Origin of the sequence: Halomonas hibernica (assembly GCF_013183775.1) — a bacterium.
Taxonomy (GTDB): domain Bacteria; phylum Pseudomonadota; class Gammaproteobacteria; order Pseudomonadales; family Halomonadaceae; genus Vreelandella; species Vreelandella citrativorans.
Genome location: NZ_VIFN01000012.1, coordinates 56936 through 81507, shown reverse-complemented (window position 1 = coordinate 81507; position 24572 = coordinate 56936). Strand labels below are relative to the sequence as shown.

The 24572-nt window shown below is 56.1% G+C and carries 21 protein-coding genes, 3 tRNA genes and 1 pseudogene; 4 read left to right on the top strand and 21 right to left on the bottom strand.

The window, feature by feature from the left end:
* Nucleotides 1-184: 184 nt before the first annotated feature.
* The 3 genes and pseudogenes from ligA to FKN99_RS15370 all read right to left on the bottom strand — a co-directional run.
* Nucleotides 185-1348 (bottom strand): annotated as a pseudogene (gene ligA, locus FKN99_RS15380) (NAD-dependent DNA ligase LigA); the annotation flags it as partial.
* Nucleotides 1349-1457: 109 nt separating this feature from the next.
* On the bottom strand, nucleotides 1458-3212 hold the full coding sequence (gene zipA, locus FKN99_RS15375; RefSeq protein ID WP_172118692.1) for a cell division protein ZipA: 1755 nt from the start codon (nucleotides 3210-3212) through the stop codon (nucleotides 1458-1460).
* 512 nt (nucleotides 3213-3724) lie between these two features.
* On the bottom strand, nucleotides 3725-4624 hold the full coding sequence (locus FKN99_RS15370) for a LysR family transcriptional regulator (RefSeq protein ID WP_253927060.1): 900 nt from the start codon (nucleotides 4622-4624) through the stop codon (nucleotides 3725-3727).
* A gap of 78 nt (nucleotides 4625-4702) precedes the next feature.
* On the opposite strand from FKN99_RS15370, the gene FKN99_RS15365 reads away from it, so the two are divergent.
* Complete coding sequence (locus tag FKN99_RS15365) at nucleotides 4703-5872, top strand: mandelate racemase/muconate lactonizing enzyme family protein (protein ID WP_172118691.1); 1170 nt, start codon at nucleotides 4703-4705, stop codon at nucleotides 5870-5872.
* 21 nt (nucleotides 5873-5893) lie between these two features.
* Here FKN99_RS15365 and smc read toward each other — a convergent pair whose 3' ends face one another.
* The 10 genes from smc to ccmA all read right to left on the bottom strand — a co-directional run bounded on the left by smc (nucleotide 5894) and on the right by ccmA (nucleotide 16185).
* Nucleotides 5894-9388 (bottom strand): chromosome segregation protein SMC, encoded by a 3495-nt coding sequence (smc, locus tag FKN99_RS15360; RefSeq protein WP_172118690.1) that lies wholly within the window; start codon nucleotides 9386-9388, stop codon nucleotides 5894-5896.
* A gap of 83 nt (nucleotides 9389-9471) precedes the next feature.
* Nucleotides 9472-10362 carry a c-type cytochrome biogenesis protein CcmI gene (gene ccmI, locus FKN99_RS15355; RefSeq protein ID WP_172118689.1) on the bottom strand — a complete coding sequence of 297 codons (891 nt, stop codon included), beginning with the start codon at nucleotides 10360-10362 and terminating at the stop codon, nucleotides 9472-9474.
* Nucleotides 10359-10829, bottom strand: coding sequence for a cytochrome c-type biogenesis protein (locus FKN99_RS15350; protein WP_172118688.1), 471 nt, complete (start codon nucleotides 10827-10829; stop codon nucleotides 10359-10361). The genes ccmI and FKN99_RS15350 overlap by 4 nt, the downstream gene beginning before the upstream one ends.
* Nucleotides 10820-11347, bottom strand: coding sequence for a DsbE family thiol:disulfide interchange protein (locus tag FKN99_RS15345; protein WP_172118687.1), 528 nt, complete (start codon nucleotides 11345-11347; stop codon nucleotides 10820-10822). Before FKN99_RS15345 ends, FKN99_RS15350 begins: the two co-directional genes overlap by 10 nt.
* Nucleotides 11344-13347: a heme lyase CcmF/NrfE family subunit gene (locus FKN99_RS15340; protein ID WP_172118686.1), complete on the bottom strand. Its 2004-nt coding sequence runs from the start codon at nucleotides 13345-13347 to the stop codon at nucleotides 11344-11346. Before FKN99_RS15340 ends, FKN99_RS15345 begins: the two co-directional genes overlap by 4 nt.
* 49 nt (nucleotides 13348-13396) lie before the next feature.
* On the bottom strand, nucleotides 13397-13873 hold the full coding sequence (gene ccmE, locus FKN99_RS15335; RefSeq protein WP_172118685.1) for a cytochrome c maturation protein CcmE: 477 nt from the start codon (nucleotides 13871-13873) through the stop codon (nucleotides 13397-13399).
* A complete protein-coding gene (ccmD, locus tag FKN99_RS15330) occupies nucleotides 13863-14072 on the bottom strand; it encodes a heme exporter protein CcmD (protein WP_172118684.1) in 210 nt (69 codons plus the stop codon). The genes ccmE and ccmD overlap by 11 nt, the downstream gene beginning before the upstream one ends.
* Nucleotides 14072-14818, bottom strand: a complete 747-nt coding sequence (locus tag FKN99_RS15325; RefSeq protein WP_172118683.1) for a heme ABC transporter permease — start codon at nucleotides 14816-14818, stop codon at nucleotides 14072-14074. Before FKN99_RS15325 ends, ccmD begins: the two co-directional genes overlap by 1 nt.
* Before the next feature lie 14 nt (nucleotides 14819-14832).
* A complete protein-coding gene (ccmB, locus tag FKN99_RS15320; RefSeq protein ID WP_172118682.1) occupies nucleotides 14833-15561 on the bottom strand; it encodes a heme exporter protein CcmB in 729 nt (242 codons plus the stop codon).
* 3 nt (nucleotides 15562-15564) lie between these two features.
* The gene (gene ccmA, locus FKN99_RS15315; protein ID WP_172118681.1) at nucleotides 15565-16185 is read right to left on the bottom strand and encodes a cytochrome c biogenesis heme-transporting ATPase CcmA; all 621 of its coding nucleotides are present in this window, start codon (nucleotides 16183-16185) and stop codon (nucleotides 15565-15567) included.
* A 268-nt stretch (nucleotides 16186-16453) separates the two neighbouring features.
* Here ccmA and FKN99_RS15310 point away from each other — a divergent pair, with 268 nt between their 5' ends.
* Together FKN99_RS15310 and FKN99_RS15305 are read left to right on the top strand one after the other, a co-directional pair.
* On the top strand, nucleotides 16454-16891 hold the full coding sequence (locus FKN99_RS15310) for a LexA family protein (protein ID WP_172118680.1): 438 nt from the start codon (nucleotides 16454-16456) through the stop codon (nucleotides 16889-16891).
* Nucleotides 16892-17524, top strand: coding sequence for an IMPACT family protein (locus tag FKN99_RS15305; RefSeq protein WP_172118679.1), 633 nt, complete (start codon nucleotides 16892-16894; stop codon nucleotides 17522-17524).
* Between the two features lie 73 nt (nucleotides 17525-17597).
* On the opposite strand, the gene FKN99_RS15300 is transcribed toward FKN99_RS15305, so the two are convergent.
* From FKN99_RS15300 to FKN99_RS15290, 3 genes are all read right to left on the bottom strand, one after another.
* Complete coding sequence (locus FKN99_RS15300; RefSeq protein WP_087107962.1) at nucleotides 17598-18920, bottom strand: sodium ion-translocating decarboxylase subunit beta; 1323 nt, start codon at nucleotides 18918-18920, stop codon at nucleotides 17598-17600.
* Nucleotides 18921-18931: 11 nt separating this feature from the next.
* On the bottom strand, nucleotides 18932-20740 hold the full coding sequence (gene oadA / locus FKN99_RS15295; RefSeq protein ID WP_172118678.1) for a sodium-extruding oxaloacetate decarboxylase subunit alpha: 1809 nt from the start codon (nucleotides 20738-20740) through the stop codon (nucleotides 18932-18934).
* 91 nt (nucleotides 20741-20831) lie between these two features.
* Nucleotides 20832-21089: an OadG family protein gene (locus FKN99_RS15290; protein WP_172118677.1), complete on the bottom strand. Its 258-nt coding sequence runs from the start codon at nucleotides 21087-21089 to the stop codon at nucleotides 20832-20834.
* A gap of 126 nt (nucleotides 21090-21215) precedes the next feature.
* On the opposite strand from FKN99_RS15290, the gene FKN99_RS15285 reads away from it, so the two are divergent.
* Nucleotides 21216-22223, top strand: coding sequence for a tRNA dihydrouridine synthase (locus FKN99_RS15285; RefSeq protein WP_253927059.1), 1008 nt, complete (start codon nucleotides 21216-21218; stop codon nucleotides 22221-22223).
* 134 nt (nucleotides 22224-22357) lie between these two features.
* On the opposite strand, the gene FKN99_RS15280 is transcribed toward FKN99_RS15285, so the two are convergent.
* The 5 genes from FKN99_RS15280 to FKN99_RS15260 all read right to left on the bottom strand — a co-directional run bounded on the left by FKN99_RS15280 (nucleotide 22358) and on the right by FKN99_RS15260 (nucleotide 24482).
* Nucleotides 22358-22434, bottom strand: a tRNA-Arg gene (locus FKN99_RS15280).
* A gap of 102 nt (nucleotides 22435-22536) precedes the next feature.
* Nucleotides 22537-22613 (bottom strand) — tRNA-Arg (locus tag FKN99_RS15275).
* A 17-nt stretch (nucleotides 22614-22630) separates the two neighbouring features.
* Nucleotides 22631-22723, bottom strand: a tRNA-Ser gene (locus tag FKN99_RS15270).
* Between the two features lie 124 nt (nucleotides 22724-22847).
* The gene (gene csrA, locus FKN99_RS15265) at nucleotides 22848-23039 is read right to left on the bottom strand and encodes a carbon storage regulator CsrA (protein ID WP_087107955.1); all 192 of its coding nucleotides are present in this window, start codon (nucleotides 23037-23039) and stop codon (nucleotides 22848-22850) included.
* Nucleotides 23040-23231: 192 nt separating this feature from the next.
* Nucleotides 23232-24482, bottom strand: coding sequence for an aspartate kinase (locus FKN99_RS15260; RefSeq protein WP_087107953.1), 1251 nt, complete (start codon nucleotides 24480-24482; stop codon nucleotides 23232-23234).
* Between the last annotated feature and the right edge of the window lie 90 nt (nucleotides 24483-24572).

Genomic DNA, 24572 nt, shown 5'->3' with positions numbered 1-24572 from the left:
CTTTTTATAAGACACGAAAGGTTGTATATATTTCCTAACAAGAAGAACGCTTCTTCCAAACACAAGGTAAACTGCCCCACTAACTTAACACTTGCTTAAAATTCCTTAGAAAACTCCCATGCTTCCCGCTTCTTCCTATCATCACACAGAACCTATTTGAAACATTCTTAGGCAAGGTGACACTCACATCGCCTGCGCGGCGAATAGCCACCGTATCGCCAATCATGACATCCAGGCGGGTGATTTCATCAGCGTTGTGCAGCGTCGCGTTGGATACGGTAACACCTGCCACGCTAACGGGCTCAAGCCTTGCCACTGGTGTGATGGCACCCGTACGGCCTACCTGAAACTCAACGTCATTAAGCGTTGTGATCTCTTCCTGAGCGGGGTACTTAAACGCCGTTGCCCAGCGGGGAGCGCGAGCCACAAACCCAAGCTCACGCTGATAGCGCAGTGCATTCACCTTGATCACCACGCCGTCGATGTCATAGCCCAACTGGTCGCGCTTCTCACCCAACTGCTCGCAATACTCAACGACCGCCTGCGGGCCGGTCAGCACCTTTAGCTCCGCACTGGCGCGAAAGCCCAGCGTTACCAATCGATCCATTAGTGCGCTATGCGTGGTGTCGCCCATGTCCGGTTCCAGACGCGCCGACTGATAGGCATGAAACTCCAACGGGCGGGTAGCGGTAATCTCGGGGTTCAACTGACGTAAGCTACCGGCAGCGGCGTTACGCGGGTTGGCAAATACCTTACTGCCCTCCTCGCGTGCACGCTCGTTAAGCGCTTCAAAGCCTTGGTGGCGCATGATGACTTCACCGCGCACTTCCAAAAGCTCAGGGATCTGCTTACCCATTAGCTTTAAAGGCACCGAGCGCAGCGTACGCAGGTTAGAGGTAATGCCTTCCCCAGTGCGGCCATCGCCACGGGTGGCGCCACTTACCAGCACGCCCTTCTCATACACCAGCGATACCGCAGCGCCATCAAGCTTCGGTTCACAGGTAAACTCAACGTCATCTGCTGCGCACTCCAAGCGCTCTGCGACGCGCTCAGCAAAGGCCACGATGTCGTCGCCGCTAAACGCGTTATCCAGCGAGAGCATGGGGATGGCGTGGGCGACCGAAGGAAAGCCATCAGCCGGGGCAGCACCCACGCGCTGAGTCGGTGAATCCGGAGAGACGAGCGTTGGGTTTTCAGCTTCCAGCTGCTTTAAGCGTTGCAGTCTCCGGTCATAGTCAGCGTCTGATAACGTTGGCTCATCCAATACGTAGTAACGGTAGTTGGCTTCATCAAGCTCGGCGCGCAGCTGGGTGACTTCTTCCAGCACTTGGGGGTCAGGCTGACTCATTAACGTTGGTTTCCATCGTACGGGCTAAAATCAATCACAAAAAAGACACATCCTGGAACAAAAACACCCGCCTTCTGCAAGAAGGCGGGCGTTTAACAGCAAGCGCTACTTAGTGGGCTTGCATGTGGCGATGCAGGCGGTGGCGGCGTTCAAACTCATGCACCCGCTGGCGGGCAAACTCAATGGTTTGAGCCGTCATGACGCTGCGATTTTCATCCTTCAGCTCGCCACCCATATGGCGTACCACGACCATGGCAGTTTCCACCATGGCTTCAAAGGCAGCAGCGCTGTCGACCGCTCCCGGCAAGGGCATGAGGAAAGTGATGCCTGGCGTTACAAACTCACCCATCTCCTCAATGGGGAACGTGCCGGGTTTAACAACGTTAATCATTGAGAACTGAAGTTCGCTGTCGTCACTTTCTGTTTCAAAGCGGTGGAACACCCCCATGGAGCGACTATAGCGTAGGCCGCACGCCATAATGAGATCCAGCAACTTGCTGCCATCGAAGCCTTCCGGGTCCCGGGAGAGCACGCTGATAACCACCACCTCATCGGCGTTGGTCAATGTTTCTTTGGCATGTTCACCCGGCACATCATGACGCAACGCTTTTTCAAGCGTTGGGTGAGCACGTACGACATTATCACGCGAGCCACGCACCGGCGCTTCATCGTAGGCTTCATAGTCATCGTACTGATCGGCTGAGACTTCGTGCGCATAAGCAGGTTCAGGCTCGTCATAGCGTGCAGCGGCCCGCTGCGCTTCCGCAGCACTTGCAGCGGCTTCGCGGGCTTCGGCCTGTTCCTGGGCAATGCGGGCTTTTTCTGCCTCGGCAGCTTCTTTTGCTTCATGGCGCTGTTCGGCTTCAAGCGCTTTGCGCTCTGCTTTCAGCTTGGCGGCGGCTTCAGCACGCTTGGCCTTTTCAGCTTTCTTACGGGCTTTTTCCTGGCGACGCTGTATCAGGCGACGTTTAAGCGAGCGGCCCATACCCTCAAAATCGACCAACCGATACTCATCAACGGCATCATCATCCAGCTCGTCATACTCGCCGGCCGTATCTTCACGCAGTTGACGACGCTTGGGCGCCCGGGCCGAAGCGGCATCTTCTGGCTCTGCACGCAACACAGGATCGGCGTCTGTTTCAACAGCGAGGACCGGCTCAGCGGGGCTCTCCTTATTCACCGCGACGGATTCATTCACCGCGACAGGCTCTTCTTTCGCAGCAACGGACTCTTCGTTGGCAGTAGATAGGGAGATAGACGGCTCTCCAGTGTGTGGCTTGCTTTGGGTTGGCACTTGCTCGGCAATAGGCGCATGCGCTTCTGACGCTGTTTTGTCTACCGGCTGAGTGTTAACAGGATTGGCTTGTGCCGTTGGCTGGGGTTCAACCTGGCTCACGTCAGCTGGAGCGTCGCTATTCGGGAAGATGCTTGGCTCTCGACGATCAATGTCAGCCGGGCGTGCTTTAGGCGCAGCGGCCTGGCGCTGAGGCTGTGCAGATGCTGCTGTATCCACTGGCGGAGCAGTCGCTTTACGCTTAGGGACCGCATTGGCAAAGGAGCGCCTAAATTCGGATAGCACTCTGGAAGGCCCTGGATGGTCTTGACGTTCCAACTTGGGTTTCGCGCCGACCCCACTATAGTCCGCAGGTTTAACGACACGTGCGCCACCGTTCGGAAGCTCCCAGCTAATTTCGGCTTCTTTAGCCTCATCATCCAGCTCGGTTAGCTTCGCCTCGGGAAGGTCCTTAACCGCCTGGTCCAGACGAGGGACGCGCCGCTGGCGTTGGAGTCGTCGCACACCGTCGACTACGATGAGCGACACCAACGCCAGTCCTAAAATGATTAACCATTCTCTTAGTTCCATGTCGAACATTCCATGGGTCATTTAACCGGTTACTAAAGCGCCATACCTGAGTGAAAACCTTTCAGGTGGTAAATAAATACCACTAGCATAGCGCGGTTACTATAAATAGAGCCATTTTTTAGCGATTTCTACGTTATGGCACAGTTCCTAAGCACAGTTCCTAAGTACAGTTCCTGACGTTTTCTAAGCAATATTGACGTTCATCGTGATCAGACTCAGTTGCTATTATTCAGGTCGTGAATCTGCTCTTTAATCCTGGTGTATATGTACTGCATCTATCTTACTTAATGTTTACTTAATTCTTAAAGCGAAGCGAGCTTAACAACCAACCTGCCACTACTGTATATAAAAACAGCAAAAGGCTTTAATCCAGCTCAGCCACACTAGTTCAAGGTAAATCTACCATAGCATTAACCACAATTTTATAATGATCAATATAGATAAGTTGAGCGTTTTTACACATTTTTTTATTATTTCTACTCAATTTGTTAACAGTTGTAGCAGTTATTTGCTTAACCGTTGGACAGCTTTTGCCAGAATGCGTTCGCAAAGTGGCTGGCTAATACACGTGGTCGGGTCAGATGTATTTCTAACGGTATATCCCACGAATCATCCAATGCACGCACTAACCGACCATCGCTAATCTCTTGTTCTGAAAGGCTTTTAGGTATCCATGCCAAGCCTTTATTTTCCAATACCATGGACATCAACACCGCGGCCAAGTGGCTGGTAAAGCGAGGCGCACTTATAAGAGAGGTGGCATTTTCATTAAGCCAGTGGTTAACAACACGGCCTAATCCCGAAGCATCGGTATATCCCAGGTAAGGCAACACTTCCAGGCACTGAGAACTGCTTAATTCTTTTCCCACCAGTGGAATCAGCGAATCCTCGCCCACCTTTATACTCTCAAACTGGTCAGGCGATAACCGTGAGGGAACAGCGCAATGCCGATGGCTTAACAAGAACTGGCAGTCACCTTGTAACAACAACTGCTCACACGTGGACATTGTATCCGAGTGAAGGCGCATGGCCTCCATGGGCGCTCCCTGCTCCAGGGCTCTTATCCAACGGGGGAAGAACGTAAATGACAGCGAGTGCGTCGCTGCAAACTGCAACGTTCGGGTCGCTTCTCCGGCAATTTGCTGTGCTTCAGCCCGCAAGCGGTACAGTCGGCCAATCGCGTCAAACGCACTGGCCTGTATGTGTTTACCGGCGTCGGTGAGCGTGGTGCCCTGTGGGGTGCGAATAAACAGGCTAACGCCCATCCACTGTTCAAACGCGCGGATCCGTCGGCTGAACGCGGGCTGGGTAATATGTCGGGCGTTTGCAGCGCGTACAAAACTGCCGTGCTCGGCAAGGGCGGTAAAGTCTTCTAACCAGACGAGTTCCATGGGGCAATGCCGTTTCAGCATGGGAGCACCTAGTAATAGCATTGGGCAGCCCCCCTTGTCACGCATAGGGTTAAGCACTTAACCACCAAGGAGCTTGCCATGCGTATTGTGGATATTCGCGAGAAAACCGTTTCGATTGCCTCCCCGATTGCCAACGCTTATATCGATTTTTCCAAAATGACCTGTTCGGTCGTGGCCGTCATCACTGATGTGATACGCGACGGTAAACCCTTGATTGGCTACGGTTTTAACTCCAACGGGCGCTATGGCCAGGGAGCGCTCATGCGTGACCGCTTTCTGGATAGAATCACCGAGGCCAACCCCGACACGCTCATTGATCACGCCCGCGACAACCTGGACCCGTTTGCTATCTGGGACACCCTGATGAAGAACGAAAAGCCCGGCGGGCATGGCGAGCGCTCGGTCGCGGTAGGCACGATCGACATGGCAATTTGGGATGCAGTCGCCAAAATTGAGGGCAAACCGCTCTACCAGCTGCTTGCCGAGCGTTATCGAAACGGCCAAGCCGACGATAAGGTCTGGGTGTATGCGGCTGGCGGCTACTACTACCCTGGTAAAGACCACACCAGGCTGCAGGACGAAATGCGCAGCTACCTGGCGCGTGGCTACAACGTGGTAAAAATGAAGATTGGCGGCGCATCGCTTGAGGAAGATATTCGGCGTATCGAAGCCGTGCTTGAAGTTGTTGGCGATGGCAGCCGCCTGGCGGTAGATGCTAACGGGCGCTTTGACCTGAAAACGGCAATCGCTTACGCCGAAGCGCTGAAGCCTTATAACCTCTTCTGGTACGAAGAAGCCGGTGACCCGCTGGATTACGCGCTTCAGGCGGAGCTTGCCAACCACTATGAATTACCCATGGCGACCGGCGAAAACCTGTTCTCGCACCAGGACGCCCGCAACCTGCTACGCCATGGCGGCATGCGTGCCGACCGCGATTTCGTGCAGTTCGACTGCGCCCTCTCCTACGGGCTGGTGGAGTACATGCGCACGCTGAACGTGATGGATGAGTTTGGCTGGTCATCACGCCGCGTCGTACCCCACGGTGGTCACCAAATGTCACTGAATATCGCCGCTGGCTTACACCTGGGCGGCAACGAATCCTATCCGGATGTCTTCCAGCCGTTTGGTGGCTTCGCTGACGGCATTCAGGTTGAAAATGGCTACGTCGGCCTGCCCGATATTCCGGGCGTAGGCTTTGAAGCCAAATCCAGGCTGTATGCAGTGATGCGCGAGCTGGGCGAAGGCTAAGAAAATTCTGCCTTAATTCGCCTAGTCCACCAGCGCTGCGGCTTCATCAATCCCCACCGATACCAGGCGCGACACGCCGGGTTCCTGCATGGTCACCCCCATCAGGCGCTCGGCGGCTTCCATGGCAATCTTGTTGTGGGTGATATAGATGAACTGAACGTTTTCCGACATCTCTTTTACGAGCTTGGCGTATCGCCCCACGTTGGCATCATCCAGCGGCGCGTCAACTTCATCGAGCATACAGAACGGCGCAGGGTTGAGCTGGAAGATCGAGAACACCAACGAAAGCGCAGTCAGCGCTTTTTCCCCACCGGAGAGCAGATGAATCGTGCTGTTCTTCTTGCCCGGTGGACGCGCCATGATCGCCACCCCGGTTTCCAGAAGATCATCACCGGTAAGCGTTAGCCAGGCCGCCCCACCGCCAAACACGCGGGGAAAGAGCTCCTGCAAACCGCTATTCACTTGATCAAACGTTTCCTTGAAACGTACCCGCGTTTCCTGGTCGATACGCTTGATCGCTCGCTCCAGGGTTTCCAGCGCTTCGGTCAGTTCGGCGTGCTGGGCTTCCAAATAGTTGCGTCGCTCGGCCTGCTGGTCGTACTCCTCAATCGCTGCCAGATTAATGGCGCCCAGGCGGCGTATCTTCTCGCCAGTGCTTTCCAAACGCTCCTGCCAAACCTGCTCACTGGCATCGCTTGGCAGGTTCTCGGCCAGGGCATCGGCGTCATGCCCCAGTTCGGCCAGTTGCTCATCTTGCGTGGCCGCTTTTAGCGCCAGCGCCTGAACATCCATACGCCGCTGCTGAAGCTGCTCGCGGCTCTGTTCAAGATTGCGTTCGTGCTGCTGGCGGGCCAGCTCATCATTGCGCAGCTGTTCTGTCAGCGACTGGGCCTGCTGGCGCGTTTCGTTAAGGCGGCGCTCCTGCTGCTCACGCTGATGTAGTAGCTCTTCAAGCTCTTCACCGGCCAACTCGTCCGGCTCAAGTAGCGTTTCCCGTGACTCTTCTAGCTCTGCTATGCGTAGCGTCAAGCGCTCTTCGCTTTCGCTGGAGCGCGTCTGCTGGGCGCGCAAACTACTCCGCTCAGCGGTTAACCGTTCACGCTCTAATGCCAACGTCTGCTGCTGTGCTTTTAACGGGCCGTGTTGCTGAGTCAGTTGGTCGCGCTGTTCGCGCTGGCGGCCACGCTGCTCGCTGGCCTCTTCGCGTGCTTGTGCAGTGGTTTCCAGCGTTTCCATCGCCACGTGCCAGCGGGCACGCTGCTCCTCCAGGGTAAGCGTTAACGCCGCTTCATCCTCTTGCAGTTGCCCAAGCTCCGCATCAAGCTCGGTGGCCCGGCTCTCCAAATGCTCAAGCTTTTGGGCAGCGCTACGCTCTTTAATAGCCAACTGCTGAACGCTTGCAGCATGACCACGCTCCTGCTCAGCCTGCTGTTCACGGGAAAGCTCCAGGGCTTCAATAGTCTCACTGGTCGTTTCGCACTGCTCTTCAGCCAGCGCCAGCGCGTCTTCATCCTGCTCGCGCAGGGCGTCCAGCTCCTTGAAACGGCGTCGCGTTACCAGTAAGGCATCAACGCCTTCGCCATTGGCCTGCTGATGCAGCCAGCCGCGCCCCCGCCAAACGCCATCACGGCTAACAACGCTTTCTCCCGCTGCAAGGCCGGGCGCAAGCTGCTCAGCCTCGGCGCCGGACTCAACGTAGTGAATACTTGCTAACCATTCACCTATCGCACCAGCGCCGCTTACCAGTGAATCCAGCCGCTGGCTCTGGGTTGCAGCGGCGGGCGCTTGCTCATCAATCAAACACCAGTCGGTAGCCAACGCCTGCGGCAGTGCGGCAAGCTGGTGGCTTGCGACCAGGCGAGCATTCAAACAGGGCGCCAGCAGCCAGGAAATGACCGTCTCCCAACCGGGTGTTACGCTGAGGGTTTCACCCAGGCGGGGGGCGTTACTTAGCCCGTGGGTTGCCAGGGTTGCTTCCATGTCCGGGTCGTGGTCGGCCAGCGCGGCATCCATCAGGGTCTGTAGCGAGGCCAGTTCACCCTGGCGCTGGCTCAATTCAGCGCGTTTATCATCACGGGTAAGCGTTGCCTGTTGATAACGCTGTTTGGCATCGCTGTACTGCTGCTGCCACTGTTCACGCGTTTGGGTGAAGGCTTCGGAACGCTCTTCAGCTTCTTCCAACTGTGCCTGGAACTGAGCGTGCTCTTCGCGTAGCGCGCTCAAATCCGCCAAATCGCCGCGCTGCTGACGCCGCCGCTGGCTCTCTGCCTGTAAGCGTTGAATACGCTGCTCTAAATCGCGCAGCTGGTCCTGGCTGCGGTCGGCTTCGCGGCTGGCATCGCGCCAGCGATTTTCGGCGTCCGACCACTGCTGCTCGGCGGCTTCCATGGCGGGGGTAGCATCGGCCAGGGCCTGTTCCAGGGCGTCCAGCTGCTCTTCCAGCACTTCGTGTTCGGGCGCCAGATCCTCAAAGCGTTCGTCGATGGCGGCAAGGCGCTCTCGGTCGCCTTCGCTCACCAGGCGTTGCTCATCCAGCTCGCGCCGTGCAGTGGCAATATCGTTGGCTAGCTGGGACTCACGGCTACGCCGGTGAGCCTGGTCCTGCTCCAGCCGTGCAATGCGCGTGGTGGTTTCAAAAAACTGCTGCTGGTGGCGCTCCAGTACCTCGGCCAGCTCATCGTGCTGCTCACGAGCTTGCTCCAGGCGGGTTTCGCACTGGCGTACGCCAAACACATCTTTTTCAACTGAGATTTCCAGCTCGCGAACCCGGCTCTCCTGCTGCGACTGCTCTGCCCGCAAGGTGCGCCCGCGTAGCAGTGCCAGCTCGCCTTTAAGCCGGTACTCCTGCTGCTTTAACTCCTGATAGCGTTTGGCCGCCTCGGCCTGGCGCTTTAAGCGCTCAAGCTGTTTATCCAGCTCCTCGCGAATATCGTCCAAACGCTCAAGGTTTTCCTGGGTGCGCCGCATACGATTTTCGGTTTCGCGGCGGCGCTCCTTGTATTTAGAAATGCCCGCGGCTTCTTCAAGCGTTGAGCGCAAATCATCGGGGCGAGCTTCAATCAATCGCGAGATCATGCCCTGGCCGATAATCGCGTAGGAGCGCGGGCCAAGCCCGGTGCCCATAAACAGGTCGGCGATATCCCGTCGACGGCACTTTTGGCCATTGAAGAAGTAGTTGGACTGGCCGTCGCGGGTCACTAACCGTTTGACCACGATTTCCGCGTATTGGGCATACACGCCACCCATGGTGCCGTCGCGATTGTCGAACTTGAGCTCAATAGACGCCTGGCCCACCGGCTTGCGCCCAGTCGAGCCATTAAAGATAACGTCGGCCATGGACTCGCCACGCAGGGTTTTAGCGGAGGACTCACCCATCACCCAGCGCACGGCGTCGATAATATTGGACTTGCCACAGCCATTGGGGCCGACAATCGCGGTCATATTACCGTCGAAGGGCACCGTGACCGGATCGACAAACGACTTGAATCCAACAAGGCGGATAGAGGTTAAGCGCATGCCAATCCTACAAAAAATTATTTATAAACATGAGAAGTATTCAAAATACATGATTCATAACGACTTCGGCAGCGGTGATTGGCTCAGGGCTCATCAGCCGCCGCTGTTTCGGATGTATCGGCCAGGCGTTCCTGGGCCGCGCGGATACCTTCGCGTAGCGAGTCGGCCGTGTTCGGATCGTTGACCGTTGCCAGCGCGCGCCGCCAGCGGTCCATTGCGCCCTCGTAATCGCCGTTATCAAACGCGTGAATGCCTAACAGACCGAGCACCGTTGGTTGGCGTGGGTCCTGAGCCAGCGTTTCATTCACCAAACGCTGCACATCCGGGGTCAGCTCACGCCCTGCCATAAAGAAGCGAATTTGCGCAAGCTGGGCGAGCAGTGCAGGGAGCCGGCCTTCCAGCGCGATGAGCCGTTCCAGCGCATCGATGGCGTTATCTTCCTGGCCGGTATCGCGATACAGCGGAAACAGCGAGGCCCACACGTTGGCATTGCCCGGCTGAAGCGCGGCCTGCTCTTCCATACGACGAATATACGTGCCTGGAGTAGCGCCGGGGTCGTTGAGTAATTCCTGCTGAACGCCATACAGGGCAAGATCACCCTCGGCCCCCTCTTCCAGGTACCAAAAAAGACTGATGGCCACCACACTCAAGGCAATCAATGGCACAGCTAAACGCCCGGCAAGGGGCGATTGTAGCGGTCGTACGGCCAGCGTGGCAGTATCTTCCAGAAGGCTACGCTCAAGTTCCAGCGTTCCTTCTTCAAACTGCGCGGCACTAACATCGCCACGCGCATGAGCCGCCTCTAACGAGGCAAGCCGACGCTGAAAAATGGCCACGTTCTGCTCGGCCGAAGTGTCGTTGGCTTCATATGCGCGTTGCTGGTCATAAAGCGCATGCGCCTTACGCAGCGGGGAAAGTAGCAAGACAATCGCTGGCAATATGACAATCGCCATGGCGACCCATAAAAGCGTCATGAGGATCTCCTGCGCTGAATCAGCGCATCCAGCCGAGCGCGCTCTTCAGCACTTAGCGCCTTGGCAGACGCATGGCGCCGTGCACGCACAATCAGCAGCACGATCAAAACACCCCCGACGCCTAACCCGATGGGCAGCCCCCACAGAAGATAGGTGCGGCTCTCCAGGCGCGGATTATAGAGAACATAGTCACCAAAGCGCTCGACCATGTGATTGATCACTTCGCTATCGGAGCGCCCATCCTGCAGCATTTGATGCACCCGTTCGCGCATATCGGCGGAGATAGGCGAGTTCGAATCATTGATGGCCTGGTTTTCACACAGCGGGCAGCGCATGGACGCGGTTAATGCGTGATAACGCTGCGCCAGCACCGGGTCGTCAAACTCACGCAGCTCGATTCCCTCCGCCACAACGCTTGCCGACAACAGCAGCAGGAAGAGCACGGCCAGGGTCCGTATTAACGCCATTTGGCTACCTCCGGCAAAATACGCTCGGCCATATCCTGAGGCGAGATATCGCCTTTATGGTGATAGCGAATTATCCCATCGGCATCGACCAGAAACGTTTCCGGCGCGCCATAAACGCCGAGATCAAAGCCCAGGCTGCCGTCAGGGTCAAAGATATTCACTTCAAACGGGTCGCCAAACTCGTTTAAAAAGTGCATTCCCTTCTCGCGGGTATCGCGATAGTTCACCCCGACCATACGAACACCCTGGTCGGCCAATGCCAAAAGCTGGGGCATTTCCTGCTTGCAGGCCGGGCACCATTCGCCCCACACATTAACCAGTGAGACTTCCCCCTGGAGCAGCGTTTGATCAACCAGGCGGCCTTCATCACGCAGCGTGGAGGCCTCAAATGTCGGGAACTCACGTGCCATCAGCGCCGAGTCCCGGGCTGACGGGTCATGCTGCAAACGCTGATATAAAAACAGCGCCACCAGAAGAAAACCCAGCGGTAGCAGTAACAGCCATAGTCGACGGCTCATAGCGCGGCTTCCTGCGTTTTGGGCGAGCGGGCCACGTCGGCACGGTCGGCCGTTCTGGTTCGGCGATAGCGCTTATCCACTATTGCCAGTATGCCGCCTAACGCCATCAACAAACCGCCCAACCAAAGCCAGCGTACAAAAGGCTTATATTGAATGCGCATGGCCCAACTGCCATCCTCCAAATCTTCACCCATGGCAACGTAAAGATCCCGAAACAGGCCGGGGCGTAGCGCGACCTGGCTCATGGGCATACCCGTTGCCAGATAAAAGCGCTTCTCAGGGCGCATAATAAAACCACGCCCTGATTCGATATTGCGCACCTGAATGACGGCCGTATCGGCCATAAAGTTGGCGCCTCGGCGGCTTTTAAGCTCCGTCAACGTGAACTGATAGCCCGCGACGTCAAGCTCGGTGCCCGGCGCCATACGCACCGTGCGCTCAGTGGCATAGTTGGACACCACGGCCACACCAATAATCGTCACTGCAATTCCCACGTGCCCGAGCACCATGCCCCAATATGCCAGGGAAAGCTTGCGCAAACCCGCCAGGCGGCTGGCGCCGTGGCGGGTTTTATCCCACATGTCCTTCCCAATCGGCAGCACGATCCACAGCGCAGCCACAATACCCAATGAGGCCCACAGGTTCCATTCACCGGTGTATATCAGCGGCAACACCATACCCAGCACCAGCGCAGCGACGCCAGCAAGCCACAGCTTACGGCGCAGCTCACTGGCCGACATGCTCTTCCAGCGTGCGACCGGACCAAGCCCCATAAAGAGACACATCACAACCGTCAGCGGTACAAAAAGTGCATTAAAGTACGGCGGGCCCACGCTGATTTTACCCAGCTTGAGCGAGTCTAAAATCAGCGGGTAGAGCGTACCCAGCAAAATCGTCACGGTCATGATGACCAATAGAATATTGTTGATAAGCAGCAGCGAATCTCGTGATAGCCAGTTGAAGCTCGCATGATGGCTCACGCGGGGCGCGCGCAGCGCAAATATCAGTAGAGAAAGCGTCACGGTGATCGTCAGCAGCACCAGAATAAACAAGCCGCGTGAGGGGTCATTGGCAAACGCGTGCACCGAGGTAAGTACACCAGAACGCACCAGAAAGGTACCCAGCAGCGATAGCGAAAAGGTAAAAATGGCCAGCAGTACGGTCCAGCTTTTAAACGAGCCGCGCTTTTCGGTGACGGCCAGCGAATGGATCAGCGCGGTGCCGGTTAGCCAGGGCAGCAGCGAGGCGTTTTCTACCGGGTCCCAGAACCACCAGCCTCCCCAGCCAAGTTCGTAGTAGGCCCACCAACTGCCCAATGCAATACCCACCGTCAAAAAGGCCCAGGCAATATTGGTCCAGGGGCGCGCCCAGCGCGTCCAGGCCGCATCCAACCGCCCACCCAGCAGCGCGGCAATGGCGAAGGCAAACACGACGGAAAACCCGACATAGCCCATGTAGAGCATCGGCGGGTGAACAATCAAGCCAATATCCTGAAGCAGCGGATTAAGGTCCGCGCCATCGTGAGGCACATTGGGCAAAAGCCGCTCGAAGGGATTGGACGTCAGCAGGATAAACAGTAAAAATCCCACGCTAATCAAGCCCATCACACCCTGTACCCGCGCTACCATGTCGCGAGGCAGGCCGCCTGAAAAGCGCGAAGCGGCATACCCCCAGCCCGCCAGCATCAGGCTCCACAACAGCACCGACCCTTCGTGGTTGCCCCACACCGCACTGAGCTTGTAGTACCAGGGCAACAGCGAGTTGGAGTTGTTGGCGACGTTCGCCACGCTGAAGTCATCCAGCGCATAGCTGGCGGTTAGGCACATATAAGCCACTGCGATAAACAGAAACTGCCCCGTGGCCATGGGATGACCATATGCCATCCAAAGCGGCCTGCGCGTGGCCGCCCCGGCTAACGGCATTACGCCCTGCAATACTGCTATTAGCAGGGCAATAATTAACGCGAAGTGCCCAAGCTCAGGGATCAATTTTACCAGCATCGGCACTCCAGCATGACACGGACTCTAGGGTATAGGACATTGGCTCAACCTATTCACGCTTGGCTGCTTCAACCGGTTGGTCCTGATAATCAGCAGGCGAGTAACCTGCCTCTTCTAACGCTTGCGACACTTCGGGCGGCATGTAGTTTTCATCGTGGCGAGCAAGCACCTTGTCAGCGATAAACCGCCCGTCTGTAGACAGTTTGCCTACCACTACCACGCCCTGCCCTTCGCGAAACAGATCCGGCAGGATGCCGTTATAGGCCACCGCAAGCTCGTCCACGTAGTCGGTTACCAGGAACTCGACATTCAGGCTTTGCGGGTCACGGACAACCGAGCCCTCCTTTACCATACCGCCTGCACGGATTGTCCGCTCGATGGGCGCGTCCCCTAGGGCAATCTGCACCGGACTGTAGAACAGGTTGATATTAGTGCGCAGGGCATAGAGCGTGAGGCCTACCGCCACGGCGGCTAGCGCCAGCGCGCCGAGAATGATCACTAGCTTCTGGCGACGTTTAGGTGTCATCAGCATGTCTCGCTTGATGGGGTGGATGACGGTCACCACGTCGGGCACGGCGTTTTACAGCACTGGCCAGTTGGCGGCGCTCAAAACGAGCATGAATGATGCAGGCAACCATCAGAAGTGCCGTGACGCCCCAGGCCGCCCACACGTAAGGTCCGTGTCCGCCCATGGCCAAGAACGCGCCAAACGATGTAAATGCCATTACCGCGCCTCCCTGATCAAATCCCTGACCCAGCGCTTATCAATTTCCCGACGCAGGATTTCACTCCGCGTACGCATCAGTGTAAGAGCGATAAAAAAACAGTAGAAGCCCAGCACCATGATCAGTAACGGCAGCCACATTTCCGTGGGCATGAGGGGCCGCGACGTCAACGTAAAGGTCGCCGACTGGTGGAGCGTAAACCACCAGTCCACCGAGTACTTGATAATCGGAATATTGATGACCCCAACCATGGCCAGTACCGAAGCCGCTTTTGATCCACCCTCACGACGGCTAAAAGCACTGCGCAGGGCGATCACCCCTAGAAACAGGAACAACAGAATCAGCATGGAGGTCAGTCGGGCGTCCCACATCCACCAGGTGCCCCAAGTGGGCACACCCCACACCGCTCCGGAAAAAAGCGCCACAAACGTCATCACCGCCCCAAACGGCGCCATGACTGTCGCGGCCATATCCGCCACCTTGATCTTCCATACCATGAAGACCAGGCTCGCCACCGCCATCGAAACAAACACCGACTGGGCAAGAAAGGCGGCGGGCACGTGGACATAAATAATCCTGAAACTATCGCCCTGCCCCTGATTCACCTCGGTGGGTGCAAAGGCTAACCCCCATACCGTACCGGTCGCAATGAGTATCAGGGAGACTGCCCAACACCAAGGCTGCACCTTTGCGCTCATTACATAAAACCATTTGGGCGAGCCCCATTTATGAATAAAGGTCCACATGGCGTGTTCTGTCCTCAACCGTTGATACTGATGCGTAGCGAGGCGGCAATCGCCCAGGGAGCCAACAGTAGCGACGCGGCCAGCAGGGCCCCGAGCATGGCCAGGTGCGCCGCGACACCTTCACCGATGACAGCAGCCTGCACCGCCCCAACCCCAAAAATAAGCACCGGTATATACAGCGGCAGTATAAGCAGCGACAGCAGTACACCGCCTCGCGCGATACCGACGGTCAACGCCGCACCAATCGCGCCAAGCAGGCTCAAACTGGCGCTGCCCAGCAAAAGCGAAAGCGCAAGCACCACATAGCTGCCCGGAGGCAGGGCCAGCGTCACACCTAGAAGCGGCGCGACCAGTGCCAGCGGCAGCCCGGTCAACAACCAGTGGGCAAGTACCTTGGCCATGCTAAGCGCGACTAGCGGCTGAGGCGCGAGCAGCATCTGCTCAAGGCTGCCGTCGTCATAATCGGTGCGAAACAGGCTATCCAGCGACAAAAGCGCCGCCAGAAGCGCCGCTACCCACAAAAGACCTGGCGCGATCAGCGCAAGCACGGCGCGGTCGGGTGAAATGCCGATTGGGAACAGCGTTATCACCAGCGCGAAGAAGACCAGCGGATTGAGCAGCTCGCCGCGGCGTCTGAACATCAGTGTTACATCACGCTTCAGGGTGGCGGTAAAGGCAATCCACAGCCCGCCCGGCACTGGCGTTTCAAGTAGTGTAGTGGTCGCCTTCTGCCCCTGCGTCATTGTCTACCCCAGTTGAATACAGCGAGCGGCGGGCGAAGCATTCAGCCCATGGTGAGTGGTTACCAGAATGCTTCCCCCGGCTTGAGCATGAGCTGAAAGCTGCGCTTCAAGCGCGGCTACGCCTTGGTGGTCAATGGCGGAAAACGGCTCGTCAAGCACCCAGAGTGGACGGCGCGTCAGCGTTAACCGGGCCAGCGCCACACGGCGCTGCTGACCCGCCGACAGCTGGCCGGCCAATACGTCCTCAAAACCGCCAAGCCCTACTTGCTCCAAAGCGCTCAGGCGCTGCGATTCATTACCCCGCTCGCCGCTTAGCGCCTGGTACCAGGCCAGGTTTTCAAGCGGTGAAAGCCCAGCCTTGATGCCTGGCGAATGTCCCAGATACAGCAGGTTGGCCAGATAATGTTCACGCACCTTGCGAAGTGGCGCGCCGTTCCAGAAAAGCTCGCCTTGGTAATCACTCAGTTGACCTGCCAGCAGCTTTAACAGTGTGGTCTTGCCGCTGCCATTGGGGCCTTCAATTCGAACAATGTCACCGCTGCGAATCGTGAGATCGAGCCCTTCAAATAGCCAGCGCCCATCACGCTCGCAGGCTAGTTGTCGTGCTTGCAGGCACAGGCTCAAAGGTGTCTCCCAACAGGTTGATAGTTAGCCAAAACTCTACACGGAAAGCCAGGTTATCTCCAGCCAATCGCAGCGGCCGTGAGAATGCACCAAGCGTGCTGACGGAACCAGCATTTTGAATAGCCAAAGGCACTGGATAAAAACAGCACTACCACTGTATGTAAAAACAGCTGTATACTAAAACACTGTATGAAAAGACATGCCAGCAACCTGCTGGCTTGCCACTACTAAACGCCTAGGGAAAGGGCGCTGCATTGGAGAATTTCCTATGAATATATCGATGTCAGCACCAACTCACGCCGGTTCTACCGTATTGAGCAGCGCGTCCTGCGCACCTAAAGGCATTCAATCGGCACGCGCCTTTAAAACAGCACCACGCAGAACGCGGCACAATACCTACGCCCTAAAAATACGTGGCAACCGAATGCGTGATTGCAACTTGTTTGATGGAGATGTCATTATTATTCGGCGTTTTCAATGCGATACCCACGAAGAAACCGCCGTCGCTCACATCAATCAGCAGCCTGTTGCGTTGAAGCAGCTCTCGATCAGTCGCTTTGGCGTACATTTATGGCCTGCCGATACCCAAGCGCCGGATCTCTTTTTGCACAATCGCGATATTCAAGTGTTAGGAATGGTAATGGGTGTGGCGCAGGATAGTGCCAACGACCTTGCTGCCAATTCTTATGGCCTTATGGAGCACTGATTGCGTTATCAAGTTCCTGATTTAGCTGCCTCGCAGTGGCATACCGCCGAGATAGAGGTCGAAAAAAGCCAGTTTCTGGCGTGGCTATGCCATGCGCCAGATGTGGCCGCTTTTAGTGCACTTCTTGAAGCGGCAAGAGCTGCTCACCCCAATGCCAGCCATCACTGTACGGCTTATATTGCTGGGCCGCCCGGGGAGCAAACACTGATTGGTTTTTCCGATGATGGCGAGCCTGGCGGCACGGCTGGCCGGCCAATGTACCAGGTACTTCAAGGCAGCCAAATGGGTGAAATCGGCGGTGTCGTGACGCGCTACTTTGGCGGCACCAAACTAGGCACCGGCGGGCTGGCACGGGCTTACGCTCAAGCCATCAGCCATGCGTTGGAAACCTTACCGACGCGTGAAGTGATTGAGCGAGACGCCTACACGCTACGCCTTACCTTTGCCAGCGAGGCGATCGCCCGCGCCTGGTGCGACGAAAAGGCCATCCCCATTGAACACGTCAACTACGATGGCGAAGGTGTTCAGCTCACCATTGGCTGGCCCCGCGACCATACGTTCGACCTTTCCCCCTTGGAAAATCGCCTAAAGTGCACGCTGGACGTTACCCCGGTAAACGCACCCGCCCCCTAAACCAAAAACGGCTTACGGTGTAAACCGTAAGCCGTGCATGGGGCACTTCTGCTTCCCCGTCAATCCTGTCTATTTATCCCAAATATTTAATCATTACCCCGGCAGCCACGGCAGAACCAATTACCCCTGCCACGTTTGGACCCATCGCATGCATCAACAAGAAGTTATGCGGATTGGATTCCAGACCGACCTTATTAGCTACACGCGCCGCCATAGGCACAGCGGATACCCCGGCAGCACCTATCAGCGGATTAATCGGCATACGGCTCATTAGGTTCATCAGCTTGGCCATTAACACGCCGGCGGCGGTACCAATTCCGAAGGCCACGATACCCAGCCCCAGAATCCCGAGGGTTTCCACCGTCAAGAAGCTTTCCGCCATCAGCTTTGAGCCAACAGAAAGCCCTAGAACGATTGTCACGATGTTGATCAGCGCGTTCTGGGCGGTATCCGAAAGCCGCTCTACCACGCCGCATTCGCGCATCAAATTACCAAAGCAGAACATCCCCAGAAGCGGTGCTGCGTCGGGTAGAAACAGCGCGACCAGGATCAACAGCATGAGAGGAAAGATCACTTTTTCCAGCCTGGAGACGGGGCGCAGCTGCGTCATTTTTATCTGACGCTCTTTTTCAGTGGTTAACAGCCGCATAATAGGTGGCTGGATTAACGGCACCAGCGCCATGTACGCGTAGGCCGCCACCGCGATAGCACCCAATAGCTCTGGCGCAAGCACGCTGGACACATAGATAGACGTTGGCCCATCGGCGCCGCCGATAATCCCGATCGCTGCCGCCTGGTTCAGCGAGAAGTCCATGATGCCCATGGAGGTCAGCACAACGGCACCAAACAGCGTGGCGAAAATACCAAACTGGGCCGCAGCACCTAGAAACAGCGTACGAGGGTTGGCAAGCAGCGGGCCAAAGTCAGTCATGGCGCCCACGCCCATAAAGATCAACAGCGGCGCGATACCCGATGCAATGGCCACTGAATAGAAGTTATACAGCATGCCATTGCTGTAACCGACGCTTGTCGCAATATCCTTAGCGGCACGCAGCTGCTCTGGCGCTACCTCACCATGGGCAACTACTTTGAGCGTTTCACGCCACGCATCAATGCCTGCCAAAGGATCCAGCATTACGCCCAGCGCGGCACCAACCTGCTGAAGCACGGCAGGCTTGCCAACCTCAATGGCCTGGTCCAGCGCTGAAATCGCAAGGCCAGCTTCGGGAATATTGGCAAGAATCCCCCCAAAACCAATCGGCACCAACAGCAGCGGCTCAAATTTCTTATGGATCGCCAAATAGAGCAGCAGCAGCCCGACCCCGATCATGACCACCTGGCCAAGCTCAAGGTTATAAAGCCCCGAGCCCTCCCATAACGTGACTAGCTTATCCATTCCCGAGGCCCTTAAAGCTCAATCAGTACGTCGCCAACAGCTACGCTGTCGCCTTCACTAACATTGACTTTCGATACCGTGCCGGCACTGCTGGCGCGAATTTCGGTTTCCATTTTCATAGCTTCAAGAATGATGACCACGTCCCCATCCGCCACCTGGTCGCCAGGGCGCACATTCACCTTGAAGATATTGCCAGCAAGCGGTGCTTCTATGGTTTCACCACTGCTGGCCACCGGGGCGGGGCTCGCCGCAGGCGCAGCCGACTGCTCTTGCACCTGGCCAATATCGCCGCCTTCAGAAACTTCCACTACAAACGCTTTGCCATTGAGCTTTACGGTATAGGTTTCAGGGCCACGTGCCGCCTCTGGCGCACTGCCTTGAGTAACCACCGGAGGCTTGGCAGGCTCGCTACCAGCCGCCTGGGGCGCGGGTTCGAAAGCGTCCGCGTTATCACGATTTTTAAGAAACTTCAGACCGATTTGTGGGAACAAGGCGTAGGTCAAGACATCGTCTATTTCACAGTCGCCCTCTGCCAGGCGTACCTGCTCGGCGCCGGCTTTCTCTTTAAGCTCTGCCGCCAGCTTTTGCATTTCAGGTGCAAGGTTATCCGCCGGGCGACAGGTAATCGGCTGACCGCCTTCCAGCACGCGGGCTTGAAGCTCGGTGTTAAAGGGGGCGGGTGCCGCGCCGTATTCGCCTTTCAGCAGCGCCTGCACCTCTTTGGAAATGGACTTGTAACGCTCGCCCATCATCACGTTCATTACCGCTTGGGTACCGACGATTTGCGACGTGGGCGTCACCAGCGGAATAAATCCCAGGTCTTCACGCACACGAGGAATTTCGCCAAGCACATCGTCCAGCTTGTCGCCCGCGCCCTGTTCTTTCAGCTGACTTTCCATATTGGTCAGCATGCCGCCTGGCACCTGGGCCACCAGAATGCGCGAATCGATGCCGCGTAACGAACCTTCAAAAGCAGCGTACTTTTTACGTACTTCACGGAAATAGCCCGCGATGTCTTCCAACAGTTCAAGGTCCAGCCCGGTATCACGGTCGGTGTCCTTGAGCATCGCAACAACGGACTCTGTGGGGCTATGTCCATACGTCATCGACATGGACGAAATCGCGGTATCGACGTTATCGATACCGGCCTCTACTGCCTTAAGAATGGTGGAAGTGGAAAGTCCTGTCGTGGCATGGCAGTGCAGGTGAACAGGAATAGACAGATTTTTCTTCAGCCGCGTTACCAGCTCAAATGCGGTGTAAGGCGTTAACAGCCCCGCCATATCCTTGATAGCCAGCGAGTCTGCGCCCATTTCGGCAATATTGGTCGCTAGATCGACCCAGCTATCCAGGGTATGTACCGGGCTTACCGTGTAGGAAATAGTGCCCTGTGCATGCCCACCCACCTGACGAACCGCTTTAATCGCGCGCTCCAGGTTGCGCGGGTCATTCATGGCATCAAACACACGGAACACATCAACGCCGTTGGTTTTGGCCCGTTCGACAAACTTATCGACTACATCATCCGCATAGTGGCGATAGCCCAACAGGTTTTGACCACGCAGTAGCATGGCTTGAGGCGTATTGGGCATCGCCTCTTTTAATGCCCGGATGCGCTCCCATGGGTCTTCGCCTAAATAACGAATGCATGCATCAAAGGTGGCGCCACCCCAGGTCTCTAGCGACCAGTAGCCAACACGATCCAGCTTTTCAGCGATGGGCAGCATATCGTCCAGACGCAAGCGGGTCGCAAACAGTGATTGATGGGCATCACGCAGTACCACATCGGTAATTCCCAGCGGGCGTTTTGTCTCATTCATAGCAGTAGCTCACACGTTAAAATTATTGATATGTAGTAAAACTAACAAAATAAAGGCAAATAAGGGGATAGGCTGACTAAAAAATTACCGATTAGTGACGCTTTAATGAGCGGTAACGATGCACCGCAGCACTGATAACTGCAGTCACTTCCTCGTCCTCGCCACTCAACGCGGGAGCAGACGAAGGCTTTGTACCTGCCAACGTCGGCACAGGCGTCGGGTGAAAACGTCCCAACAGTTTTGACATCAACGTAACGCTAATGACTAAAATAGTAAGAAAAACAAAAACAAAGCCCATCCCAAGCCCCATAATTGCGAGCCCCTCCTGGAGTAGTTCTGCATTCTGCATAATGTCTCTCTTGTTGTAGAGCATAAATTAACGCTTAAAGGGTTCTAAAAGCCCCTTGGCGCCGTCAAAGTAATACACTAACCTGCCACACCCAGCATAAAACGCAATCGCGCCATAGTGGAAGTCATGGTTGTTAATTTACTACAAAATGGAAAAATTGGCCTCGCCCCAATGGAGGGCGTTATCGACGCCCTCACCCGCGACTTATTAACGCGTGAGGCAGGCTTTGATTGGACCGTTACCGAATTTGTCCGCGTGGTCGACACGCGCCTCCCGCCCCGAGTGTTTTACAAGCACTGCCCTGAGCTTACCAACCGCCCTGTTGCGACCGCCAGCGGCATTCCCGTGCATTTGCAACTGCTTGGCTCTGACCCCAAGGCGCTGGCTGAAAATGCTCGCCAGGCGTTAGCGCTGGGTGCTGTCAGCGTGGACTTGAATTTCGGCTGCCCGGCCAAGCTGGTTAATCGGCATGATGGAGGCGCCTCGTTACTGCGCCGCCCTGAACGCGTCTACCAGGCAGTGAAGGCCGTCTCCGAAGCACTTGAGGGTCAAATTCCGGTCACCGCTAAAATCCGCCTGGGCTTTTCAGACCGGCGCTTAGCCGTCGCCTGCGCCCAGGCGACCCAGGCAGGCGGTGCCGCTCGCCTGGTTGTTCACGGCCGCACACGTGATGAAGGCTATCGCCCTCCGGCTCACTGGGAGTGGATCGGCCGAGTGCGCCAGCAGGTATCGATACCCGTGGTTGCCAATGGCGATATATGGACGCTGGAGGCGTACTGGAAAGCGCGCACCCTGTCAGGCTGCAGAGACGTGATGTTAGGCCGTAGCGCGCTAGCAGACCCCTGGCTTGCGCCACGTATCCGGCACTGGCAGCGAACCGGTGAACGACTGCCTGAAACCACATGGCCAATGCGTGCCAGCGTGATCAAGGAGTACGCGCATCTTCAGCGGCAGCATCTACCCGATCGGGTTGTGGTCTCGCTGGTAAAGCAGTGGCTCGCACAGATGCGTCAGGGCAACGAAGAAGCCAACCAGCACTTTCAGCGCGTTAAACGCCTAACGGACCTTGATACCCTGCTTAAAAACCTGGTCATCGACACAGCGCACCCTGAGGCGGCTGTCAGCTGCCACTAAGCAAGGCATTGACCAAAAAAAAGCGCCCTCGCAATGCGGGGCGCTTAAAACGATCCAAAACCAAAGCGCGAGCCGCCCTGGTCAGGCTAGAAAGCAGAAAACCCGCTCTCATAAAAGAGAACGGGTTTAGAATCTGGCGCGCCCGGGAGGATTCGAACCTCCGACCCCCTGATTCGTAGTCAGGTACTCTATCCAGCTGAGCTACGGGCGCTTTAGTGATGTAAATACTCATTACTAAACATGATGAAGTGCTTATGCTTAAATACTTGTAATGAAATACTTATAGGCTTCCGCCTTACATCAGGTTAGAAGATGGCGCGCCCGGGAGGATTCGAACCTCCGACCCCCTGATTCGTAGTCAGGTACTCTATCCAGCTGAGCTACGGGCGCATCTTCTAATGTGCGGCTGGCGGAGAGAGAGGGATTCGAACCCTCGATAGGGCTATAAACCCTATACTCCCTTAGCAGGGGAGCGCCTTCAGCCACTCGGCCACCTCTCCTCAACAGCACGGCGCGAATGTTACCGATTTCAGCGACTGCTGTCTAGTCCTATGCCGATTTTTTTCGCGCCAGCTTCATCTTACCGTTGATACACCCTGTATTGGGCGCGATAAAAGCGACCATTTATTCTGCTTCGCTTTCTTCACTGCTACGCTCGCGCTGGATGCGCTGATAGATCTCTTCACGGTGTACAGCAACGTCTTTCGGCGCATTGACGCCGATACGCACTTGATTACCTTTCACACCTAACACTGTGACGGTGATTTCATCACCTATCATCAATGTTTCGCCAACTCGGCGGGTTAGGATGAGCATGGCTGATCTCCTTCTCAGACGTTTTATACAACGGGTTGTGTCCACCAGAGGCGCCACTAAGCCATTATGCGGCATAGCGGCGCGCTAACCAATGCCTCTGACTCCATGACACCCAAACCTCCCGTTGAAAGAAAGCTCACCACCAGCAAGTAGCGAGTACCTTTTCAGCGTAGAAGGTTTAAGGTAGAAATGTTATTCAGATTCTATATCTGACTTATCCAGGCCAAATGCCTTGTGTAACGCGTTAACGGCAAGTTCCATATGCTTTTCATCAATCACCACTGAGATTTTAATTTCAGAGGTGGAAACCATACGGATATTGACGTTTTCATCAGCCAAAACGCGGAACATCTTCGAGGCAACACCGGCGTGAGAGCGCATGCCAACACCGACCAGGGATACCTTGGCGATATTGTCATCGCCACGCAGCTCACCGCCGCCCAGGTCAGGAATGACCGTTTCTTCAAGCAGCTTCTTGGTGGTCTTGTAGTCGCCCTTCGCCACGGTGAAGGTAAAGTCGGTGTAGTCACCCGCCGGCGCTACGTTCTGCACGATCATATCGACTTCAATGTTGGCATCAGCGATAGGGCCAAGAATGCGCGACGCAACACCTGGTACATCGGGCGTGTGCAGCAGTGTCAGCTTGGCTTCATTTTTGGTAAACGCGATACCGGAAATCAGCGGTTCTTCCATGGAGTCCTCGTCTTGGTCAGCATCTGCAATAATTAGGGTACCGGGGCCATCTTCAAAGCTCGACAGTACCCGTAGGGGAACGTTGTACTTGCCCGCAAACTCTACCGCACGAATTTGCAGCACTTTGGAGCCCAGGCTTGCAAGCTCCAGCATTTCTTCCACCGTAATGCACTCCAGGCGCTGTGCCTTGGTGCATACGCGGGGGTCAGTGGTGTAAACCCCATCAACGTCAGTATAGATCTGGCACTCATCGGCGCCGAGTGCCGCAGCAAGCGCTACCCCGGTAGTGTCCGAGCCACCACGTCCTAGCGTAGTGATATTGCCGTCTTCATCAACGCCCTGAAAACCAGCCACAACCACGACCTTGCCTGCGTCGAGGTCAGCCTTAAGGTCTTCGGTTTCAATGCGCTGAATACGCGCTTTGGTATAAGCATTGTCAGTATGAATACCGACCTGGGCACCGGTGTGTGAAGTGGCCGCAACGCCAACCTGCTGGAGCGCCATGGCGAGCAATGAAATCGTTACCTGCTCACCGGTCGAGAGCAGCATATCCATTTCACGCGGGGCGGGGTCATCATTAAGCGCATTGGCCATATCGGTCAACCGGTTGGTCTCTCCGCTCATGGCGGAGACCACGACCACGACCTGGTGGCCCTGGTCACGAAAGCCCTTGACCTTTTCCGCCACGGCTTTGATACGGTCAACAGAACCTACCGAGGTGCCACCGAACTTCTGTACGTATAGTGCCATATGCCGTTTTTTCCTATTCGTCCGGGAATGGGGGATGAAAGTAGTTATATTAAGTTAGCAAAAGGCCGGTTGCAGATAATTGCCACCGGC

What these genes read in the sequence shown, in the direction of transcription:
- FKN99_RS15350 (WP_172118688.1), bottom strand. Translation starts at nt 10,829, where the DNA reads ATGGCGTTAATACGGACCCTGGCCGTGCTCTTCCTGCTGCTGTTGTCG.
- ccmI (WP_172118689.1), bottom strand. Translation starts at nt 10,362, where the DNA reads ATGACGCTTTTATGGGTCGCCATGGCGATTGTCATATTGCCAGCGATT.
- oadA (WP_172118678.1), bottom strand. Translation starts at nt 20,740, where the DNA reads ATGAATGAGACAAAACGCCCGCTGGGAATTACCGATGTGGTACTGCGT.
- ccmD (WP_172118684.1), bottom strand. Translation starts at nt 14,072, where the DNA reads ATGGCATTTACATCGTTTGGCGCGTTCTTGGCCATGGGCGGACACGGA.
- FKN99_RS15340 (WP_172118686.1), bottom strand. Translation starts at nt 13,347, where the DNA reads ATGCTGGTAAAATTGATCCCTGAGCTTGGGCACTTCGCGTTAATTATT.
- FKN99_RS15290 (WP_172118677.1), bottom strand. Translation starts at nt 21,089, where the DNA reads ATGCAGAATGCAGAACTACTCCAGGAGGGGCTCGCAATTATGGGGCTT.
- ccmB (WP_172118682.1), bottom strand. Translation starts at nt 15,561, where the DNA reads ATGACGCAGGGGCAGAAGGCGACCACTACACTACTTGAAACGCCAGTG.
- FKN99_RS15345 (WP_172118687.1), bottom strand. Translation starts at nt 11,347, where the DNA reads ATGAGCCGTCGACTATGGCTGTTACTGCTACCGCTGGGTTTTCTTCTG.
- smc (WP_172118690.1), bottom strand. Translation starts at nt 9,388, where the DNA reads ATGCGCTTAACCTCTATCCGCCTTGTTGGATTCAAGTCGTTTGTCGAT.
- ccmE (WP_172118685.1), bottom strand. Translation starts at nt 13,873, where the DNA reads ATGACACCTAAACGTCGCCAGAAGCTAGTGATCATTCTCGGCGCGCTG.
- zipA (WP_172118692.1), bottom strand. Translation starts at nt 3,212, where the DNA reads ATGGAACTAAGAGAATGGTTAATCATTTTAGGACTGGCGTTGGTGTCG.
- FKN99_RS15300 (WP_087107962.1), bottom strand. Translation starts at nt 18,920, where the DNA reads ATGGATAAGCTAGTCACGTTATGGGAGGGCTCGGGGCTTTATAACCTT.
- FKN99_RS15365 (WP_172118691.1), top strand. Translation starts at nt 4,703, where the DNA reads ATGCGTATTGTGGATATTCGCGAGAAAACCGTTTCGATTGCCTCCCCG.
- FKN99_RS15285 (WP_253927059.1), top strand. Translation starts at nt 21,216, where the DNA reads ATGGTTGTTAATTTACTACAAAATGGAAAAATTGGCCTCGCCCCAATG.
- FKN99_RS15370 (WP_253927060.1), bottom strand. Translation starts at nt 4,624, where the DNA reads ATGCTGAAACGGCATTGCCCCATGGAACTCGTCTGGTTAGAAGACTTT.
- FKN99_RS15310 (WP_172118680.1), top strand. Translation starts at nt 16,454, where the DNA reads ATGAATATATCGATGTCAGCACCAACTCACGCCGGTTCTACCGTATTG.
- FKN99_RS15260 (WP_087107953.1), bottom strand. Translation starts at nt 24,482, where the DNA reads ATGGCACTATACGTACAGAAGTTCGGTGGCACCTCGGTAGGTTCTGTT.
- csrA (WP_087107955.1), bottom strand. Translation starts at nt 23,039, where the DNA reads ATGCTCATCCTAACCCGCCGAGTTGGCGAAACATTGATGATAGGTGAT.
- FKN99_RS15325 (WP_172118683.1), bottom strand. Translation starts at nt 14,818, where the DNA reads ATGTGGACCTTTATTCATAAATGGGGCTCGCCCAAATGGTTTTATGTA.